The sequence below is a fragment of the Paenibacillus sp. SRL342 genome (genome assembly GCF_984798905.1).
In genome coordinates this window covers 6,766,423-6,785,517 of record NZ_OZ481790.1, presented here as the reverse complement: position 1 = coordinate 6,785,517, position 19,095 = coordinate 6,766,423, and the positions used below count along the sequence as shown (strand labels likewise).

General features: G+C 49.7%; 16 protein-coding genes. 7 read left to right on the top strand and 9 right to left on the bottom strand.

Annotated elements, in window-relative coordinates; all coding sequences use genetic code 11:
• Together AC4E8D_RS30080 and AC4E8D_RS30075 are read right to left on the bottom strand one after the other, a co-directional pair.
• Positions 1-996, bottom strand: coding sequence for a glycosyltransferase (locus AC4E8D_RS30080; protein ID WP_490205617.1), 996 nt, complete (start codon positions 994-996; stop codon positions 1-3).
• Positions 993-2,285 (bottom strand): hypothetical protein, encoded by a 1,293-nt coding sequence (locus AC4E8D_RS30075; protein WP_490205616.1) that lies wholly within the window; start codon positions 2,283-2,285, stop codon positions 993-995. Before AC4E8D_RS30075 ends, AC4E8D_RS30080 begins: the two co-directional genes overlap by 4 nt.
• A 383-nt stretch (positions 2,286-2,668) precedes the next feature.
• On the opposite strand from AC4E8D_RS30075, the gene AC4E8D_RS30070 reads away from it, so the two are divergent.
• From AC4E8D_RS30070 to cydC, 4 genes are read left to right on the top strand one after another with little or no spacing between them, the layout of a single operon-like run.
• On the top strand, positions 2,669-4,084 hold the full coding sequence (locus tag AC4E8D_RS30070) for a cytochrome ubiquinol oxidase subunit I (protein WP_221819748.1): 1,416 nt from the start codon (positions 2,669-2,671) through the stop codon (positions 4,082-4,084).
• The gene (gene cydB, locus AC4E8D_RS30065; protein ID WP_244898245.1) at positions 4,029-5,084 is read left to right on the top strand and encodes a cytochrome d ubiquinol oxidase subunit II; all 1,056 of its coding nucleotides are present in this window, start codon (positions 4,029-4,031) and stop codon (positions 5,082-5,084) included. The genes AC4E8D_RS30070 and cydB overlap by 56 nt, the downstream gene beginning before the upstream one ends.
• A 1-nt stretch (position 5,085) precedes the next feature.
• Positions 5,086-7,002: a thiol reductant ABC exporter subunit CydD gene (gene cydD, locus AC4E8D_RS30060; RefSeq protein WP_490205615.1), complete on the top strand. Its 1,917-nt coding sequence runs from the start codon at positions 5,086-5,088 to the stop codon at positions 7,000-7,002.
• Between the two features lies 1 nt (position 7,003).
• Complete coding sequence (gene cydC / locus AC4E8D_RS30055; RefSeq protein WP_221819745.1) at positions 7,004-8,941, top strand: thiol reductant ABC exporter subunit CydC; 1,938 nt, start codon at positions 7,004-7,006, stop codon at positions 8,939-8,941.
• Positions 8,942-9,051: 110 nt separating this feature from the next.
• Here the strand turns inward: cydC and AC4E8D_RS30050 are convergent, their stop codons facing one another.
• The 3 genes from AC4E8D_RS30050 to AC4E8D_RS30040 form a co-directional block, all read right to left on the bottom strand.
• The gene (locus AC4E8D_RS30050) at positions 9,052-10,011 is read right to left on the bottom strand and encodes an MraY family glycosyltransferase (RefSeq protein WP_145325010.1); all 960 of its coding nucleotides are present in this window, start codon (positions 10,009-10,011) and stop codon (positions 9,052-9,054) included.
• Between the two features lie 118 nt (positions 10,012-10,129).
• Positions 10,130-10,945 (bottom strand): hypothetical protein, encoded by an 816-nt coding sequence (locus AC4E8D_RS30045; RefSeq protein WP_221819743.1) that lies wholly within the window; start codon positions 10,943-10,945, stop codon positions 10,130-10,132.
• Positions 10,946-11,010: 65 nt separating this feature from the next.
• A complete protein-coding gene (locus tag AC4E8D_RS30040) occupies positions 11,011-11,328 on the bottom strand; it encodes an ArsR/SmtB family transcription factor (RefSeq protein ID WP_260632655.1) in 318 nt (105 codons plus the stop codon).
• A gap of 353 nt (positions 11,329-11,681) precedes the next feature.
• On the opposite strand from AC4E8D_RS30040, the gene AC4E8D_RS30035 reads away from it, so the two are divergent.
• The gene (locus AC4E8D_RS30035) at positions 11,682-12,071 is read left to right on the top strand and encodes a nuclear transport factor 2 family protein (RefSeq protein WP_221819741.1); all 390 of its coding nucleotides are present in this window, start codon (positions 11,682-11,684) and stop codon (positions 12,069-12,071) included.
• Between the two features lie 227 nt (positions 12,072-12,298).
• On the opposite strand, the gene gntK is transcribed toward AC4E8D_RS30035, so the two are convergent.
• From gntK to AC4E8D_RS30015, 4 genes are all read right to left on the bottom strand, one after another.
• Entirely contained in the window at positions 12,299-13,849 is a 1,551-nt protein-coding gene (gntK, locus tag AC4E8D_RS30030; RefSeq protein ID WP_221819739.1) for a gluconokinase, read from the bottom strand.
• Positions 13,850-14,114: 265 nt separating this feature from the next.
• Positions 14,115-14,942: a carbohydrate ABC transporter permease gene (locus AC4E8D_RS30025; protein WP_036612996.1), complete on the bottom strand. Its 828-nt coding sequence runs from the start codon at positions 14,940-14,942 to the stop codon at positions 14,115-14,117.
• Positions 14,943-14,962: 20 nt separating this feature from the next.
• Positions 14,963-15,829 carry a carbohydrate ABC transporter permease gene (locus AC4E8D_RS30020; protein WP_062837111.1) on the bottom strand — a complete coding sequence of 289 codons (867 nt, stop codon included), beginning with the start codon at positions 15,827-15,829 and terminating at the stop codon, positions 14,963-14,965.
• 128 nt (positions 15,830-15,957) lie between these two features.
• Positions 15,958-17,232 carry an ABC transporter substrate-binding protein gene (locus AC4E8D_RS30015; RefSeq protein ID WP_221819738.1) on the bottom strand — a complete coding sequence of 425 codons (1,275 nt, stop codon included), beginning with the start codon at positions 17,230-17,232 and terminating at the stop codon, positions 15,958-15,960.
• 323 nt (positions 17,233-17,555) lie between these two features.
• Between AC4E8D_RS30015 and AC4E8D_RS30010 the strand changes: the two genes are divergently transcribed.
• Complete coding sequence (locus AC4E8D_RS30010; protein ID WP_221819736.1) at positions 17,556-18,317, top strand: GTP cyclohydrolase II; 762 nt, start codon at positions 17,556-17,558, stop codon at positions 18,315-18,317.
• A 190-nt stretch (positions 18,318-18,507) separates the two neighbouring features.
• Positions 18,508-19,077 carry a glycerol-3-phosphate responsive antiterminator gene (locus AC4E8D_RS30005; protein ID WP_221819734.1) on the top strand — a complete coding sequence of 190 codons (570 nt, stop codon included), beginning with the start codon at positions 18,508-18,510 and terminating at the stop codon, positions 19,075-19,077.
• The last annotated feature ends 18 nt before the right edge of the window (positions 19,078-19,095 follow it).

The following is a 19,095-nucleotide window of genomic DNA, read 5'->3' as shown; positions in this document are numbered from 1 at the left end:
TCACGGTCCCTCCTTCCAGGGAATCAGCCGAGGTTCCGGATCGAGAATAGACTCGTAATGTGCAAGATTACCCCACTCACCGCTAGGATCAATGCGCTTGTAACGCAAATATTTACGAACCCGGTCCTCCAGACTGCCTGCCCAGCCGAGATGCTGAACCTTCAATTCCGTGCTGACTCCAGGCAATACAGTGCAGGACAAGGGAAGACGGGGAACATGATGATTCTGTTGTGGATAAAAATAAGGATATCCAGGCATATACCGTACAAGTGAAGCGGTATGCCGTTTGTGCAGAGACCAGAGATCATCTTCCCGGTAGTGGGTCCGGCCGCCCCACATATCGTAGAAACGGAATGCAAACCAGTCTGCATACTCCTGATTAATCAGAGTGCGTATGGCTTTCTTGGCCTCTGAGCTGTACAGCTCATCCGCATCAACCGAGAGCAACCAGTCGGGACATGTTCCCGCCGCCGCTTGCCACAAGGTGTTGCGAAGGCGCCATTCCTCGGCGAATAGCGGTTTCTCCAATACCTCCAGACGGACCACCTTTGGGTAGGCTTTGCATATGTCCGGTGTTCCGTCTGTGCTGGCATCGTCCACAATCACGATCTCGTCCACGAACTCACTCAGATCATGCAATACTTCTTCAAGGTATCGGCCACGTTCATTGCGAACCTGGAGCATGGCGGTGAGCTTGTTGCCTTTGCTTTTGCGAACCCGGCGAATGGAGAAGGGTTCTTTGAATACGCTTGTTTCCTCCTCTACGGAAGTAGTGTCCTGTTCGAATTGACCTTGTGTGTCGCCCCAGTGATGCACTTGGCTTCGGGAGCCATGTGATGGTTGTGCATGATCCGGCGTGTGATCGCCATTTTCCAATACGTTTATATGTGTTCGATCCACTGTTTCCGTTGGCGTGAAAGTGGTTTCGGTTCGGATATCCCTGTGCACCATTGGCCCATTCAACTGTTGTCTACGCTTCTTCGGGTCCAGCATCATGGCACCTCCCCAAGCAATTGCTGTACAGCATGATCCAACAGCTCCAGCTCCACAATCCGGGCCAGCGCTTCTTCATCCTCCAATGCTGTCTCAAGGAAATGTCGGACGGCCCCGTGTCTTTCCCCTCGCAGAGCCAGTGCGCTGCCGGATAATTGCTGATAATCCCGGCGACTGGCATCATCCTGAATATCGACTGCATGCACCAGAGCCAGTGCATCTTCCACACGTCCAGTCTCCTGGAAGATGCGGAATTTCCAATGTCTCGCGGTTTCTCCGCCAAGTTCGTCCAGGATACGCAGGGCATTTCCGTAATCATCGTTCATGCGCAGTAGTTCCGCTCGTACAAGTTGATCTTCTCCCGCCTCAAGCCAGCGACATAACTGTTCATAATGATGGCGTTCCTGTTCGTCGGCTGCACTGATTCCATACACCCGCAGGGCGTCCTCCAACTTGCCGGACCGGGCATGAATGGCAGACAGGAATCGATAGTGGGAGACTACACAGTCACTGCGACCATTCATGACCGCATGGGTGAAGGACTCTTGCAACGAATGGACGGCCCGCGGATCCTCAAGCAGATACTCATAGGCTGCCAGCAAAAAGGATATCGTCTCATGTGCACCTGCTTTGGCTCGGAGCTGTCGGTAGAAGTCGGCACGTACACTGCATTGAAGCAGGGTGCCGCTATCCAGCGTTCCTGACAGGATCTGCCGCAGCGCATGCAGGAAGAACAGTTCGTAGTCCCGGAGAGGGATTTCGAGATCATCCTTTTGCATCATACCCGCGGGTGTAGGGTCTTCTCCGCCCAGCCAGATGGCGCGTACGCCTTGGAATAACAGCTTCAAATACCGTGTTTCGGAGGAGGTACCTACCAGATCGGCGATGCCGACCAGTTTGGAAATACTGCTCTCCCATAGCGGAGATTCTGCTTCGTTTCCAGCAGGCTCAGGGAGCAGGGCAATACATAGCTCAGGCTCCAGCGAAGCCGTAGCCATTAGCCAGTAGGGATGGGCGACTACGGCTACGGTGCGAGGTTCCAGCAATAGCTGCTTGGCTTCAGGGAGGGAGATGACGGTAATGACCGGAGGTACATCTTCTGATTGCGTCAGGCTGCTGACATAGTAGACCTCTCCTTCGATCGACAGCAATGCAGCAATATCGGGGTAGGGAAAGGATGACCAGCCCCCTTTGCGAGGGAAGAGAACATATCGGACAGGGGACTGTGTTGTACTGGCCTTATCCAGGCTGACTTCGGAGTCTTCACCTGGTAATGGCGCAGGTTTTTCCATGAATAGTTCACCTCACCTTGACTGTAATATGGTGCGTCATTCACTCTGCATGTACTTCATGCTTTCACTTCATATGTAAAGCCCTCACGGTACTTCGCATGATATGCCTGAGACTAACATATGGGCATTCCGTCCCAAACATGAGTATCTTCCATGAATAGATGCAGTTGGCAAGCTGTGATAATAGGCTGAATTTTATCTTTTATGTGACCAGGATCACTTTTTTTTGCGCTAGAGACGAAGATTGTGATAATTCTCACATGTATAAAATAGGTAATCTGGCACAATACGTTCATCAACGTATTTGGCGGACAGACAGCGAAGGTGCAGCTTCAATGCCAAATACGCATACTGCGAAGTGAACAGAAAGAAGGGGTAACGGTATGGATCCGATTATGTTATCGCGTATCCAATATGCACTTACAACGATTTTCCATTTCTTTTTTGTGCCGCTATCCATAGGTCTTGTACTGTTGGTTGCGATCATGGAGACGTTGTACGTTGTTAAGGGTAAGGAGATCTACAAAACGATGGCCAAGTTCTGGGGCAAGCTGTTCCTGATTAACTTTGCCGTCGGGGTAGTCACAGGTATTTTGCAAGAGTTCCAGTTTGGCATGAACTGGTCCGAGTACTCTCGGTTCGTGGGGGACGTCTTCGGTGCGCCACTGGCCATTGAAGCGTTACTCGCGTTTTTTATGGAGTCTACATTTATTGGGTTGTGGATATTCGGATGGGATCGTTTATCCAAAAAAGTGCATCTGGCCTGCATCTGGCTGGTTTTTGTCGGCACATTCCTGTCCGCGCTGTGGATTCTGGCAGCCAATTCATTTATGCAGCATCCTGTCGGGTTTGAGATCAACAACGGCCGAGCCGAGATGAATGATTTCTTTGCACTTATCACGAATGGTCAGCTTCTCGTCGAGTTCCCACATACAATCTTTGGGGCATTGATGACAGGGGCCTTCGTGGTAACCGGGATCAGTGCTTACAAATTGATGAAAAAGCAGGATGTGGAGATCTTTCGCAAATCGTATAATATCGCGATCATTATCGCGCTTATTTCCTCGTTTGGTGTAGCTTTCTCCGGACATTTCCAGGCGCAATATCTGGTGGAGACACAGCCGATGAAGATGGCAGCGAGTGAGGGCACATGGACAACGACAGAAGATCCGGCCCCATGGACGGTGGTCGCTTTTATTGATTCGGATAAACAGGAGAACACGGGTGAGATCAAAATCCCTGGATTGCTCAGTTACCTGTCTTACAGCAAGTTCTCCGGTAGTGTCAAAGGCATGAAGGAGCTCCAGGCCGAGTATGAGCAGACGTATGGACCGGGGGACTACATCCCGCCGGTACGTACAACGTTCTGGAGTTTCCGCATTATGATTGCAGCCGGTGGATTGATGATTGCACTGGCGCTATACGGTACGTTTCTGGCCATGCGTAAGAAGCTGGAGGTCGCTGGAAATTGGTTTATGCGTCTGATGGTATTTGCCATATCTTTGCCGTTTATCGCCAATACGTCAGGTTGGATCATGACCGAGGTTGGAAGACAGCCATGGACGGTATTTGGTTATATGACTACCGAAGCCGGGGTCTCGCCGAACGTATCCGCAGGAATGATCCTGTTCTCGACCATCGCTTTTACCGCTGCGTATACGGTTCTCGGAATCGTGATGGTATACCTGTTCGTACGTGAGATCAAAGCAGGACCGTTTGCGGTCGAGAAGCCAGAAGATCACGATGAATCGGCCGATCCGTTCGGCGTGGATGGAGGTTATTCCGTTGTCACTAAGTGAGTTATGGTTTTTGCTGATTGCCGTATTGTTTGTCGGTTTCTTCTTTTTGGAAGGTTTTGATTTTGGTGTGGGGATGTCTACAGGCATTATTGCCAAAACAGACCGCGAACGCCGGACCCTGATCAACTCGATCGGTCCGTTCTGGGATGGTAATGAAGTATGGCTGATTACGGCAGGGGGCGCGATGTTTGCTGCCTTCCCGCACTGGTATGCCACGTTGTTCAGTGGTTTTTACCTGCCACTTGTGGTGGTGTTACTCGCCTTGATTGGCCGCGGAGTTGCTTTCGAATTCCGCAGTAAAATGAAACAGCAGCGCTGGCGCAAAACATGGGACATCATCATTGTTGTCTCCAGCGCGCTCTTGCCTTTCCTGTTCGGCGTGGTCTTTGCCACGTTGATGAAAGGTCTGCCCATTGATGGGGAGATGCAGTTGCGTGCAGGATTCCTCGATATCGTTAATCCGTACACCGTAATTGGCGGCTTGAGCGTAACCCTGCTGTGTCTGGTGCATGGATTGCTGTTTGCATCACTACGGACAGTAGGTGATCTCAGAGAGCGTGCCTTGAAGACAGCACAAAAATTGATGCTGCCGCTGGCTGCACTACTCGCTGTTTACGCGTTAATGACGTATTTCATGACCGATGTGTTCGCCGTACGCGGCTGGGCTCTTTGGATCATGGTTGTACTTGGCGCAGTCTCGCTTGCACTTGCCGCATACTTTGTCCGTCAGAAGCGTGAAGGCTGGGCTTTTGGTATGACAGGGGCAGTGATTGCAATTGCCTTTGCCTCGGTCTTTATCGGACTTTTCCCAAGAGTGATGGTGAGTTCCTTTGGGGCGGCGTATGACCTGACTGTATACAATGCCGCATCGGGAGCGTATTCATTGAAAGTAATGACCATTGTAGCTTGCACATTGCTGCCGTTTGTTCTCGGTTATCAGATCTGGAGTTATTATATCTTCCGCAAACGCCTGAACGAGCAGCACCACCTGGAGTACTGATATGGGACGGGGGCTGATGAAGCTGCCGGGCATCCGGCCTGTAATCGCGCTGGCATCAGCGCTGGTACTGTTGCAGGCGATGACGATCATTATGCAAGCCAAATGGCTGGCACAGGCCATCACGGCATTGTTTGAAGGTTCATCCGTAACGGAGCAGTACCCGGTACTACTGCTGTTCCTGGCTGCTTTTGCCGCCCGCTATGCCCTATCTTTCTGGTTACAACTCGTGACCTCAAGATATGCGGAGAGAACGGGAACCGATCTGCGCAGACAGATGGTGGAGCAGTGGTTCAGGCTTGGACCGCGTTATGCCAAGACGGAGGGCACAGGCCATCTGGTTACGCTGGCACGTGAGGGCACAGCCCAATACAAGACCTATCTGGAACTGTTCATTCCTCGCATGCTGGGCATAGGATTCACACCCATCGTCATTCTGCTGTATGTGTTCAAGCTGGATCTGATGTCCGGGGTTATTCTGATGCTGACACTCCCAATCCTGATTGTGTTCATGATTCTGATTGGCCTCGCAGCGCAGCGGAAGATAGACGGACAATTCAGATCCTACAAAGCACTCGCTAACCATTTTGTTGATACCCTGCGTGGTCTGGAGACGCTGAAAACATTGGGACAAAGCAAAACACACGAAGGGTCCATTCTGCGGGTCAGTCAGCGGTATTGGAAAGCGACGATGTCTACCTTGCGCATGGCCTTTCTTTCTTCGTTTGCCCTCGACTTCTTCACCATGCTGTCCGTTGCTTCCGTAGCAGTTGGTCTGGGATTACGTCTGACGGAGGGGCATATGCTGCTCGGCCCTGCTTTGACGGTACTGATTCTGGCATCCGAATATTTCCTGCCTGTACGTATGCTCGGCGCTGATTATCATGCCACATTGGACGGTAAGGAAGCCGGAGCGGCCATTAATCAGGTGATTGAACGGGGGAAAGCTGCTGAACGGAAACAGAAAGAAGCCTATGCAAATGTTGTTGCACATCCGGTTAGGGAAGAGGACGAAGCTGGATCTGCACCATCATTATCTTCGGGTAATAGGAAAGCTGCTACTTCGACCATACGTGTCATGTTGAATGATAAAACGGCTGCGGGACATTTTGCTCCTGATCCTGCTTCTGTTTCTACTACTCCTGAGCTTGTTTCTTCCTCTTCCTTAGTGTTCTCTTGGAATGAGAATAGCAGGTTGGCACTAACGGATGTACAGGTACGGCATGATGATGAAGGTCCTTATTCGCTAAAGGATGTCACATTTCAGATCACGGGTCTTGGCAAAATTGGTATTATTGGCGCCAGCGGAGCAGGCAAGTCCACGTTGATTGATGTATTGGCTGGATTTCAGCTTCCTACTTCAGGCCAAGTATTAGCCAACGGACAGCCTGTGACACAGGATCTGCTTGAATCCTGGCGAAGACAGACGGCAGCCATTCCGCAGCATCCGTATATTTTCAGCGGAAGTCTAGCGGATAACGTTCGTTTCTACATGCCGGAGGCATCAGATACGGAAGTGGCGAAGGCCATTAGCGCAGCTGGATTAACCAAGCTACTGTCTTCATTATCCGGTGGGCTGCATGAGCTCATTGGGGCTGGTGGCAGACAGCTCAGTGGTGGGCAGGAGCAACGGGTGGCGCTGGCAAGAGCTTTGCTTAGTAAACGAAACATCCTGCTGCTCGATGAACCGACAGCACATCTGGATGTGGAAACGGAGTATGAACTGAAACAGACGATGCTGCCGCTATTTGAAGGAAAACTTGTATTTTTGGCTACCCATCGTCTGCATTGGATGCCACATATGGATCGAATTATTGTCATGGATGGCGGCACAGTGGCAGAGACGGGAACACATCAGGAGTTACTGGCACGACAAGGTGTATATTATCAGATGATTCAGGCCCAGATGGAGGCGATATAAAATGAAGTCCGGATATGAGCATATGGAGACCGTCCGTAACGAAAAAGAAAAAAATAGCTGGATTGCTCCGTATGTGGCACAGTACCGCTGGAGATTCATTGCAGTCATTGCGCTGGGTACATGGGCTGCCTTGTGTGCGGTACTGCTGCTGTTCACCTCCGGATTTCTGATCTCCAAGTCTGCGCTGCGTCCTGAAAATATTCTAATGGTGTATGTACCCATTGTTGGTGTACGTGCATTTGGGATATTCCGCGCTGTCTTTCGATATATCGAGCGATTGGCAGGACATGATGCCGTACTGCGGGTGTTGGCCGACCAACGGGTGAAATTATATCGCATTCTGGAGCCACAGGCTCTGTTCCTGCGCTCTCGTATGCAGACCGGAGATGTGCTTGGAGCACTCGCCGATGATGTGGAGCGGCTGCAGGATATCTATCTGCGTACAGTCTTCCCCGCCGTTACCGCGCTCGTGATGTACGGTGGGGCTGTGATTGCCTTTGGCAGTGTGGATCTGGGATTTGCGGTGTGGATGGGTTTGTATATGTTATTTCTCGTTGCCGTGTTACCTGCGATCTCTCTGAAAGTGACGTGGAAATGGCGTGTACGGCTGAAAAAGGAAAACAGCATGTTGTATACCCGTCTGACTGACGGTGTGCTTGGACTGGGAGATTGGCTTGCAAGTGGACGAGCAGCAGAATTTGTTCAGCAGCAGGAAGAGGCAGAAGAACAGGTCGACACAGTTCGTCACAAGTTGCGGCGTTGGATACGCTGGCGTGATCTGATGGCCCAGTGCGTCATTGGCCTGCTGGTGGTATCGGTTACGTTATGGGCCGGAAATGCCGCTTCTGTCGGACAATTGCCTGCCGTGATGATTGCTGCTTTTGTGCTGGTACTATTTCCGCTCACGGAAACACTTCTGCCTGTAGGGGATGCGGTGGAGCATCTTCCACAGTACCGGGAATCACTGGACCGCTTGAAACAGCTGGAAGGGAAAGAGCATCTTCCGTTGCAGAATGGAGCCGGTGATGCGGATGGAACGGGCGACTCAATCTCTGTAGTAAAAAACGGCAACGTGATGGCTGGACAGACATCGGAGTCCTTGCCAGCTGCGAATGCTATTCCGGACAGACGAATTCGTCTTCGCATTCCACCGAAACTCAGAGCAGACATCGAGATTAATCGCGTAAGTTACCGTTATGCAGCAGATGATTCTTACGCTGTACAGGATGTGTCTCTTCATCTGCCACAAGGCAAACGTCTGGCTATCCTTGGACGAAGCGGCGGCGGCAAATCGACATTGTTGAAACTCATTCAGGGGGCTTTGCTTCCGTCTGCGGGGAAAGTTCTGATCAATAATATGTCTGTGCAGACCTTGGGTGAAAGTGTCACTGATGTCATCGCAGTGCTGAATCAGAGCCCACACCTGTTCGACACCACGGTAGCCAATAATTTGCGGATTGGTCGTCCACATGCAACGGATGAGGAGATTCGTCAGGTGGCCGCCCAAGTAGGGTTATCCGGTCTGATCGAATCCTTGCCGCAGGGATATGATACACCGATGCTGGAGACGGGGCTGCGTTTCTCCGGTGGGGAAAGGCAACGGATTGCTCTGGCCCGGGTACTGCTCCGAGAGACACCTGTTATTATATTGGATGAACCAACCGTAGGGCTTGATCCGGTGACGGAACGCGAACTGATGCGGACCATTCTGGACAGCTTGCAAGGCAAAACGATGATCTGGGTCACCCATCACCTGATTGGTGCGGAACAGATGGACGAACTTATTTTTATGGAAAATGGAAAAATTGCCATGCAGGGTTCTCACGAACAATTGCTGTCTGGAGAAGAGCGATACCGCCGTCTTATCGAACTTGATCGACCCGGATGGACAGGTCGGCAGCAACAGACACAATCGTTGCCACCCGTAGCTTCGAGATAAGTGGGAGCCTGTTAGCGCCGAACCATATAAGCATAACAAAGAGACGAGCCAAGAAATCTTGGACTCGTCTCTTTTTACATTTCGATATGACCGCTTTTGGTTGCGGATAATTACATTTCCACCAACATTAAAATAATGGAGGACAGACACAGACAAGTGCTGACGAGATAGAGCACAGCAACAACCTGTTTATGATTCAATCCGGCACGCAGCAGTCGATAATGAGCTTGACTTGCATCGGCCTGATAGATCGCTTTACCTTGAATGAAGCGTTTAATAACGACAAAGATGTTATCAAAGATCGGTACACCCAGCGCCAGAATCGGAATGAAAATGGACAACATGGTTGCTTGTTTGAATGCACCATCCAGAGCAATAACCGCCAGAATGAAGCCGAGGAACGTAGCACCTGCATCGCCCATGAACACTTTGGCAGGAGCTTTGTTGTACTTCAGATAACCGATCGTCACACCGACCAGAATGATCGACATGAGTGCAGAATCACTTTGGCCTTTGGCAAGGGCCACGATGAACAGGGTAATCGCCGAGATGGCCGATAATCCGCCAGCCAGTCCGTCCATGCCGTCCGAGAAGTTGATGACTGTTGTCACCCCGAAGATCCACAGGATCGTTAGAATGAATTGCAGCCAGATTGGAAGCATGACATATTCCGCGTTGAAGGGATTCACGAATCCGGTGAACGCAATACCTGAAGCAAATACGAGTACTGCCGCAGAGACCTGTACGAGCATCTTGGGCAGGGCAGGGAAATCTTTGCCTTTTGTTTTGTACCAGTCGTCGACGGTACCAATCGTTAGCAAAAGCATACCACCAGCGACCAGGGCCGCCGTTTCCCATGTGATTTCTTTCGTCAGAGCAATGTATGTCAGGAAAAATCCAGTAAATATCGCGTAACTCGCCGTGAGCGGGATAGGTTGCCTGTGCAGCTTACGCTCCACATCTTCTCGAGGCTTGTCCACAAAATCGAGCCGATGAGCCAGTCGACCAAGCGGCGGAATAAGCAGAACCACGACAGCAAAAGACACTATAAAAGCCAGTATGTATACCATAAACTCGCTTGTTTCACTCCCATCTACCAATTTCCCCTTATTATACGAGTTAAACAGGAAATCTGTCGATGTCATTATTGTAACCAGACGTACGTAAAGGTGAGCAAAAGTTCAGGTTTTATCGCATTTGAGGAAGATAGGAGCCAAAATAATGTTTTACGGCTTCAGCATGATATCCATCATCACCTTGCCAGGTTGCTGCAAAGACAAAATCGCTGGAACCACCTTTGCGTTTTCTTGGTTTATCTCCAGGAACCAGTATGCCTGCTGCCGCCCAGATTTCCAGCAGGGCATCTCGCTCCTGTTTGCTGGAAGGGAAGAGATCCTTCCACTTTTTCTCCAGTGAGCGAGCACTGTCTTTAGGGTCTTCCGTCTGAGCTGCTTTAAGCAGGTTGACCAGGATGGCTTGGTCTTCAGGAGTTACTTCATAACTTGCATCGTTGTCCTGAAGCAGTAATTCCAGATCCATCAGGCAGTAGATAAGCCAGCCATGCCGTACGCCGCCCCACTTGATCCGTTCAAAGTTCAGGACGTTTAGGTCGACGTTGGAATATTCCTTGTCTGACTGCAAACGCAGGAAATTGCAATCTCCACAGGCACTGGTATTAGCGTGAAGGGCAGGGCGTTCCGCGTAGGTGTGTAAAGGCATGTTCGATGTTAAAGCCCAGCTGGATAATGCGCTGCGCAGGTAGACTTTTTTGGTGGACAGACTATGTAGAAAGGCCGAAATCACGCGTTCCTTGAAGGAGTCATCCTGATGCATGGCGTACAGACGCTGGACAATCTCATCATGCGTGATCGTGAGTGGGTCGAACATAACGCCTTTGCTCTTGGCATATTCAAATTCATCTCCAGAGAAGGGTGCGGAAGTTGTTTTCCAGCCGCCGCCTCCCCAGAATGTGCTCAGCAGTATCTTTGCCGCTTTTTTGTCCATATGGTTAGCCTCCTTATATGGGAATTGCGATCATGATCATTGTGATTATTCTATCTCAGACCTGCTTAATGTGCGTATTCCGCGGATGTATTCAGAATCATCTCGACTAGTCCTGGAAAACGTGTATTTAGTTCTTCCTTTCGTAGGGAATAAAAGTGCTGTTTACCTACAATACGCGGCTGGATCACGCCAGCTTCACGCAAAATTTTGATGTGATGGGACAACGTGGATTTGGAAATATGGTCTACTTCGAAGGCGGAACAGTTTTTCTCGCCAGAGCTGGCCAGACAGTGTGCAATTTTCATGCGTATTGGATCACCCAATGCATTGCAGACCGTGGTCAGCTTGAATTCCGAAGCCATAGGTATCGTTGGAGTTCTCATATCTATGACGTTAGCATATTCGGCTGTACCTTTCAATGTTTGAAAAATTTCGAACTATAGAAGTTGAACTGTAACTATTACACTTGTTTACTCCGATTGCAGTACCATCTTTCGATCGCTCTTATCCCCAGATTTTCTTTATTCCCTTGCTCCAAGGGAAAAATCCGGTGATAAATGCGCACGCTTCGCTTCTTCAGATTGGTTCTGCACTCTCCGTGTTAGTGTAAAAGTCGGTCTCAACTTATATATTTCTTGCAGGCAGTATAAGAAGTATGATACATTTCTTTTCAATAGTTCGAAAATATTCGAACTGAAAGATTGGAAAACGGCTTTTTATTCTAGGAGGAATATAAATGAGTACCACAAATACAACTACGATGTTGAACAACTATTTCCGTTTATTTGATGCTTCACGCACAGACGAGCGCGCCATGGAGGACTTATTGTCCCTGTTTACACCGGACGCAGAGATTGTGCTTAACGGCACCAGTCGAACAGGATTCGATGGTTTCATGAAGGCTTTCTACGAATACAATAAAGACGTAAAACATATGTGGGACGCGTGGGTGCAACAGCCTGACGGCAGCTACCAAACGAACTGGGCAGTATGCGGACAAACGGCAGACGGATCGGTATATGCCAAAGCAGGCATTGATATCGCGCGAGTGAATGATACGGGCCAGATTGTGTATCTGGAGAATGTACAGGCCGATCAGAATGCGTTCAGCAAGTATAATCAGTAATAGTGCAGAAGCCCCACAGTCTTTCGAACTGTGGGGCTTTTTTTGTGTGGCATATTTAGCTAATTTGATAGACACTGAGGACGAAGGCTTCATCTATCCAATAACACAGTTTCTGCAAGAAAATTGGTACATAAAAACTGTACATGAAGATATGTAAATGAAAAAGACCCTCCCGCATGTCTAAAACATGGCGGGAGGGTCCTCATAAACGTACATGCACGCCTTCCCTACCCCTGCATCGTCTTATTCTGAAAGGCAGCGATATCTGCATACTCTTCTTCGAATTTGCGGGAGATGCGGATGAAGATCGGCAGCAGTTCACGGTACACGCGGACACTTTCCGGGTCAGGCTGGTGCCGATGTGTTGATCCGATCATGCCGGAGACGGCACTCAGGGAATCGATGCGGCCAAGGGCGTACAAGCCCAGTACAGCTGCGCCGAGGCAGGAGCTTTCGATACTTTCAGGAATGATGACATCCTGATCGAAAATATCTGCCATCATCTGACGCCACAACTCAGAGCGGGCGAAGCCGCCTGTCGCCTGAATTTTCTTCGGACGACCGATCTTTTCTTCAATTGCCAGCATGACGGTATAAAGGTTGAACAACACACCTTCGAGCGCAGCGCGAATCATATGTTCTTTCTTATGATGCAGCGTCAGGCCGAAGAACGAACCCCGTGCGTTCGGATTCCAGAGCGGAGCCCGCTCACCTGTCATGTACGGATGGAACAAGAGACCTTCCGAACCGGGAGGTACGTTCTCAGCAACACGAGTGAGCACTTCATACGGATCGATGCCAAGTCGCTTCGCCGTTTCCACCTCGGAAGCCGCAAACTCGTCCCGAATCCAGCGGAAAATAACACCGCCATTGTTAACCGGTCCGCCAATGACCCAGGCATCCTCCGTGAGCGCATAACAGAAGAAACGTCCTTTTGGATCGGTCACTGGTTTATCCACGACCGTACGAATCGCTCCGCTAGTACCAATGGTTACGGCCACGACGCCTGGGTCAATGGCATTCACGCCCAAGTTGGAGAGCACACCATCACTGGCTCCGATGACAAATGGTGTGGTGACCGCAATGCCCATCTCCTTGGCGTATTCCGGGTGCAGTCCATGTTTCAACACATGTGTGGTTGGGACCAATCGGGATAGGTGTTCCGGCGTAATGCCCGCCACATGTAGCGCTTCTGCATCCCAGTCGAGTTTCTCCAGATTCATGAGCCCGGTGGCGGAGGCCATCGAGTGATCAATGACGTATTCAGAAAATAATTTATAGAAAACATATTCTTTCATGGATATGAATTTGTACGTCTGTCTGAACAGTTCCGGTTGATCCCGGGTGAGCCACATGATTTTGGTGAGAGGGGACATCGGGTGAATCGGCGTACCTGTTCTCAGATAGATTTCGTGACCATTCATCTCCAATTTGAGTGCTTCGGTCCACTCGGCACTGCGATTATCTGCCCAAGTCATGGCCCGCATTAGCGGTTTGCCGTGTTGATCGACAGGCAGAATGCTGTGCATGGCCGAACTGAAGGATACAAACAGGATGTCCTCTGGCTTCACTCCCGCTTTGGACGTGGCCTGTTTAACGGATTCGATGACTGCTTTGAAAATATCTTCCGCATCCTGCTCCGCAATCGCAGGTGTGGGGGTGTGTAGCGGATAATCGGCACTGCCTTGAGCCACAATGGTTCCGTTCTGTTCGAACAAGATGGCCTTGGTGGAGGTCGTGCCGATATCTACGCCGATCATATAGGGTGAAGAAGCCATTTTGTCATCCCTCTTTCTTAAATATATAAGTGAATGAATGCTGTTACACGTTAACACTTCGGGTACAGAAAGCCTTCCGATCGCGTAAATGCGAAGCATATGCTTTCGAAGTAGCTTTCCTCTGGAAAGCTTTTTACTCCATTTCTTCAGGCTCTTTCTGTCCCCTCCGCCAACGTGGCGCCATTCATCCAACTTATATGGCATCTGTTATTTCATCTATAGATAAGAATATCAGACTTGAGGGATGGATCAAAATGCCACAATCTTAGTCCTTCACTGCTCCTGCGGCGATATCCGAAATAAACTGACGGCTAATGAACAGGAACATGACGATAAGCGGAATAACGGCGAGCAATGTACCCGCGATAACCATGGCATAGTCTGTATTATACAGTCCGTTCAATTGAGACAACGCAATCTGCAACGTATACTTGCGTTCATCTGTCAGGACGATCAAAGGCCACAGGTAGTCATTCCATACCCCGATAAAGGTGAATGCGCCGAGGAAAGCAAAGGCAGGTCGCAAGATTGGCAGTGCCACGTTCCAATAGAGTCGGAAGAAATTACAGCCGTCGATGCGGCCTGCATCCAGCAGATCGTTCGGAATGGACTCCGTAGCATATTGGCGAATCCAGAAGATGCCGAAGGCGTTCACCATGCCCGGAATAATCAGGGCCTTGAAGGAACCGACCCAGCCGAACGTAGCCATCAGCACGAAGGAAGGCACCAGCGACAGCTGCGAAGGTACCATCATGGTGGCGAGTAGCAGGATGAAGAGCCACTTTTTGCCGGGAAATTCAAACTTCGCAAACGCAAACCCCGCCAGTGAGTCAAAAAACAGTACAAGTATGGTCACGAGGCCCGACACAAACAACGTATTCAGAAAAGCTCCCCAGAAATCAATCTGCTGCAACACCCGCGTGATGTTATTCCACAGTTCACCCCCGAACCAGAGCTGGGGCGGGAACTTGTAGATATCGGACGTTGTCCGGGTAGACATTACAATCAGCCAATAGAACGGGAACATGGATATGAGCATGCCCCCGATAAGACCGGTATACAACACCAGCGATTTGAGGTGTTTGGTCGCCATGTGCGCTCCCCCTTATCACATCAGGATGATTTGCCTTGAACAAGCTTCCAGTTCACAATCGAGAACAGGGCGATAATGAGGAACATACCCCAGCCAACAGCAGCCCCATATCCGAAGTAATTGTTAATGAAGGATTCACGGTAGAGGTACAGTACAATCGTCATGCCTGCTGCACCTGCGCCACCGTCATTACCTACCAATACTTGTGGCTCGGTGAACAGCTGCATACCACCAATCGTTGATGTAATGACCGTAAACAGGATCACAGGACGCAGCATCGGAATTGTAATTCGGAAAAAGGACTGTATCGCTGATGCGCCATCAATCTTGGCCGCTTCGTATAATGTCTGCGGAATACTCTGAAGTCCGGCCAGATAGATGACGGCGTTATATCCGGTCCAGCGCCAGACCACCATGGAGGAGATTGCGACTTTAATGCCCCATGGTGCATTAAGCCACTCCACAACCGGTAGCCCGACCGACTGCAACAGATAATTGAGAAAGCCATAATTGTTGGCAAATAAAGCACCGAAGATAATGGCTACCGCCACGATGGATGTGACGTTTGGCAGAAAATAACCGACCCGAAACAGGGTACGGAACTTCACAAATGGTGCATGTAGCAAAAAGGCAATAATCAGGGCGAAGAAGAGCATCGGAATCGTCGAATAGATCCAGATCATGAACGTGTTGCCCACGGCTTGCCAGAACTCGGCATCGGTCAGCATGTATTTGAAATTGTTGAGTCCGTTGTACGTCATGACACCGATGCCATCCCATTTATGAAAAGCCAGATAGAGTGAGAACCCGATCGGGAACAGGCCAAATACCGCAAACAGAATATAAAACGGCGATATCGCAACATAAAGTGCACGATGCTCCCACATCCTGGACCACAGTGACTTCTGCCGATCCAGATCAGGTCTTGCATTTCCGGGATCGGGAGTAAGACGAGGTTCAGTTACAGCCATATGAATTCCTCCTTTGCGGATAACGAAACCACACGTTCTTCAGGTTAACGCTGTAATTCCCGCTCGACGCGGTGCACCGTATCCGTCCAGACCTGCTGAGGATCGGCATTTTGCTTCGCGACATCATTCAGCCTTCGAGTAATAATGTTGTGTACGGAAGGGTATCTTTCTCCAAAAAAAGCATCCGGCACTTGCTGTGCCGATTCGGCAAATACTGGTCCTGTCGCCTGTCCGCCAAAGAAAGGTTCCTCTTCTTTCATGGCAGGGTCATCAAATACACCTGGAGCAGAAGGGAACAGGTTCAATGTCTGATATTGCTCGAGCTGGTTCTCGGGACTTTGCAGCCAGCGAACCAGTTCGAAGGCTTCCTGAGGATGTTCACTCGACTTCAGGATGGACAGGAATGATCCTCCGTTGTTGCCATCTCCCCCAGGTGCCCGAGCGACCCGCCACTTCCCGGATGTATCCGGAGCGGCTTCCTGAAGAACTTGTTTCATCCAGACAGCACCTACAAAAGAGGCGATTTCACCATTATTCATCGCGGCGTTCCAGCCCGGAGTCCAGCCATCTGCATTGGCAAGTAGTCCCTTCTCTTTGAAAGCAACGGCCGTATCCCAGCTCTTGCCCACAATAGGGGAATCCATGCCGATAAAGGACCCGTCCGGCCGGAAATAACGCTCCGCAGACTGCGATATGACTTGGTTGTAAACGGTTGCAATATTATCGGTTAGAAAAACCTTGCCTCCGAATTTTTCTTTGAGCTGTTCTCCGGCAGCAGCATATGCATCCCAGCTGTTGATCTGGCGTGTAACGTCCTCGGGATCAGATGGCAATCCGGCTTCCTTGAACAGATCTTCTCGGTAGAAGAGGGCTGTTGGCCCTGTATCCATCGGGAAACCGATCATCTGTCCGCTTGGCGTAACGCCTTGCTTCCATTTCCACGGCAGATACTGGTCTTCAATATCTCCAGCACCGAGATCATACAGATTATAGAAACGGTCCTCACTGGGGAATAGCTCCATGATCCAGTCATTCAATGCTACAATGTCTGGTTCACCTGAGCGTGCAGCGAGTGTTGTTTTGAGCTTTGCTTTGAAATCACCGCCGATTTTCTGAGCTGTCAGTTCGATATTGGGGAACTTTTCCTTAGCCCTGGCAATCAACTTATCATCGATGGAACGATTCCAGTACCATAATGTAAGCGCTACCTTTTCGTTGTTCGCTGAATCGTCCTGTCCGGGCCAGATGGAGCATCCGCTTATGAGCAGGACGCAGACCATCAGTATGGCTGTCCAGCATGTTCTTTTCCGGCGGATCATGTGTATTACCCCCTCATCGTTAAGTTCGAGGCATGAAGTGCTTTGGACTACAACATTAGTGTATGAGCAGTTTATAAACTCATACCCAATATTCCCGAAATGAAACACATATTTGTGTCGGTTGCGTAACATAATTTTAGTAGTTACTTTAAAAATAAAAGTTACTTGACACTTTATAATTTTTATTCTAAACTAACTTACATAAAGTAACTAATGATGATGAGAATAATATAGATACGTACTATATAACATCCAAGTGATCCATTTTCGCTCTGGATGCGAATCAATCAACATACAAGTTGGCCTAAACAGGAGGAACGACAATGATCAATGCACATATTATTCAACTACTTGCCCCCAAAATTCAGACTTTTCCGAGTGGAAAAGAGTTTATATACCTCGTGGGGCCGATTAAGCTCCCCGTAAACCTCGATGGAGAGACCAAGACATTCCAGTGGTACAGCTGGATGAAATCGGAAAAAGCGATGGAGAGCGGCGAGTTAATTGAATCTCTTGCTGAAGCTGAACTGGCAGAGCGTCAACAATCCAGTGTTCTGGTGTATGGTGACTTTGCCAACGCACAAGAAGCGCTGATCCGGATGCATAGCATCTGTCATACAGGCGACATCTTTGGCAGCAAACGCTGTGATTGCGGCTTCCAATTGGAGCAATCTATGAAGATGATTGCCGCTCACGGAGCAGGTGCCCTGTTCTACCTTGCCAACCATGAAGGACGTGGCATTGGTCTGTTCAGCAAAGCGATGGCGTACATTTTGCAAGAAGAAGGACTGGATACGGTAGATGCAAACTTGCAGCTCGGATTCACGGACGATGCCCGCAATTATGACGATGCGATTGCCGTATTACGTGCGCTTCGCTCTGCTCCGGTTACATTGATCACCAACAATCCACGGAAGCTGGCTGCCTTGCAGGAAGCGGGATTAAATGTGGGTGGACGTGTGCCACTATGGGGAGATCGTTCTGCTTTTAACGAGAAGTATCTGCAAACAAAAGTGAATCGTTCCGGTCACTTGTCAGAAAATGATGGCTGGGCTGGGGCAGAGACGCTACTTCCGCATGCGTAGGCTTAATCATTATTAATAGACGTAATTGATTAGTCGTTGTAGTACTCTTCGTTCTGGAGAAGTACAGCAGCGGCTTTTTGCTATGGATGATAGGGTAGCGATCAGGGTTTCCTGATTCACGGAATGGCTTGCCGTTCCCGCAGTGCGGATTATACAATATAGGCATCTGATGAATGCGGGAGGAACGAAGGTGCCATTTGAGGGACAACGTATATTGCCGGCTGCGAAGAGCATGAGGCAGTTTGAAGCGATGATTGAAGGCCCTTATACCTATGGGGTGATGCTGGAAACGCATATTGCACAGCTTCAGAGTGTAATGGACGAGGCTCGGCGGTACGACAAAAAGATACTTTTGCATGCAGATCTGGTCCAAGGATTGAAGAATGATGAGTATGCGGCAGAGTATCTGTGTCAGCACATTCGCCCGGCAGGACTGATCTCTACGCGAGCGAGTGTCATTCAGAAGGCAAAGCAGAAAGGCATTACAGCGATTCAACGTATTTTTCTGCTCGATACCCATGCACTGGAGAAAAGTTATCTGCTGCTGGCCAAAACCCAACCGGATTATATTGAAGTATTACCTGGCGTCATTCCGCATATTATTGCGGAAGTATCTGTGCGTACAGGGATACCCATTATTGCAGGGGGATTGATCCGTTCACCGGAAGAGGTTGAACTTGCGCTTGGCGTCGGGGCTACGGCAGTGACCACATCCAACGCAGATCTGATCCGACACTTCGAGAAATCGCTTACATCGTAAAAAGAACCCACAACTGGA

What these genes read in the sequence shown, in the direction of transcription:
- AC4E8D_RS30080 (WP_490205617.1), bottom strand. Translation starts at nt 996, where the DNA reads ATGATGCTGGACCCGAAGAAGCGTAGACAACAGTTGAATGGGCCAATG.
- AC4E8D_RS30075 (WP_490205616.1), bottom strand. Translation starts at nt 2,285, where the DNA reads ATGGAAAAACCTGCGCCATTACCAGGTGAAGACTCCGAAGTCAGCCTG.
- AC4E8D_RS30070 (WP_221819748.1), top strand. Translation starts at nt 2,669, where the DNA reads ATGGATCCGATTATGTTATCGCGTATCCAATATGCACTTACAACGATT.
- cydB (WP_244898245.1), top strand. Translation starts at nt 4,029, where the DNA reads ATGAATCGGCCGATCCGTTCGGCGTGGATGGAGGTTATTCCGTTGTCA.
- cydD (WP_490205615.1), top strand. Translation starts at nt 5,086, where the DNA reads ATGGGACGGGGGCTGATGAAGCTGCCGGGCATCCGGCCTGTAATCGCG.
- cydC (WP_221819745.1), top strand. Translation starts at nt 7,004, where the DNA reads ATGAAGTCCGGATATGAGCATATGGAGACCGTCCGTAACGAAAAAGAA.
- AC4E8D_RS30050 (WP_145325010.1), bottom strand. Translation starts at nt 10,011, where the DNA reads ATGGTATACATACTGGCTTTTATAGTGTCTTTTGCTGTCGTGGTTCTG.
- AC4E8D_RS30045 (WP_221819743.1), bottom strand. Translation starts at nt 10,945, where the DNA reads ATGGACAAAAAAGCGGCAAAGATACTGCTGAGCACATTCTGGGGAGGC.
- AC4E8D_RS30040 (WP_260632655.1), bottom strand. Translation starts at nt 11,328, where the DNA reads ATGAGAACTCCAACGATACCTATGGCTTCGGAATTCAAGCTGACCACG.
- AC4E8D_RS30035 (WP_221819741.1), top strand. Translation starts at nt 11,682, where the DNA reads ATGAGTACCACAAATACAACTACGATGTTGAACAACTATTTCCGTTTA.
- gntK (WP_221819739.1), bottom strand. Translation starts at nt 13,849, where the DNA reads ATGGCTTCTTCACCCTATATGATCGGCGTAGATATCGGCACGACCTCC.
- AC4E8D_RS30025 (WP_036612996.1), bottom strand. Translation starts at nt 14,942, where the DNA reads ATGGCGACCAAACACCTCAAATCGCTGGTGTTGTATACCGGTCTTATC.
- AC4E8D_RS30020 (WP_062837111.1), bottom strand. Translation starts at nt 15,829, where the DNA reads ATGTGGGAGCATCGTGCACTTTATGTTGCGATATCGCCGTTTTATATT.
- AC4E8D_RS30015 (WP_221819738.1), bottom strand. Translation starts at nt 17,232, where the DNA reads ATGATCCGCCGGAAAAGAACATGCTGGACAGCCATACTGATGGTCTGC.
- AC4E8D_RS30010 (WP_221819736.1), top strand. Translation starts at nt 17,556, where the DNA reads ATGATCAATGCACATATTATTCAACTACTTGCCCCCAAAATTCAGACT.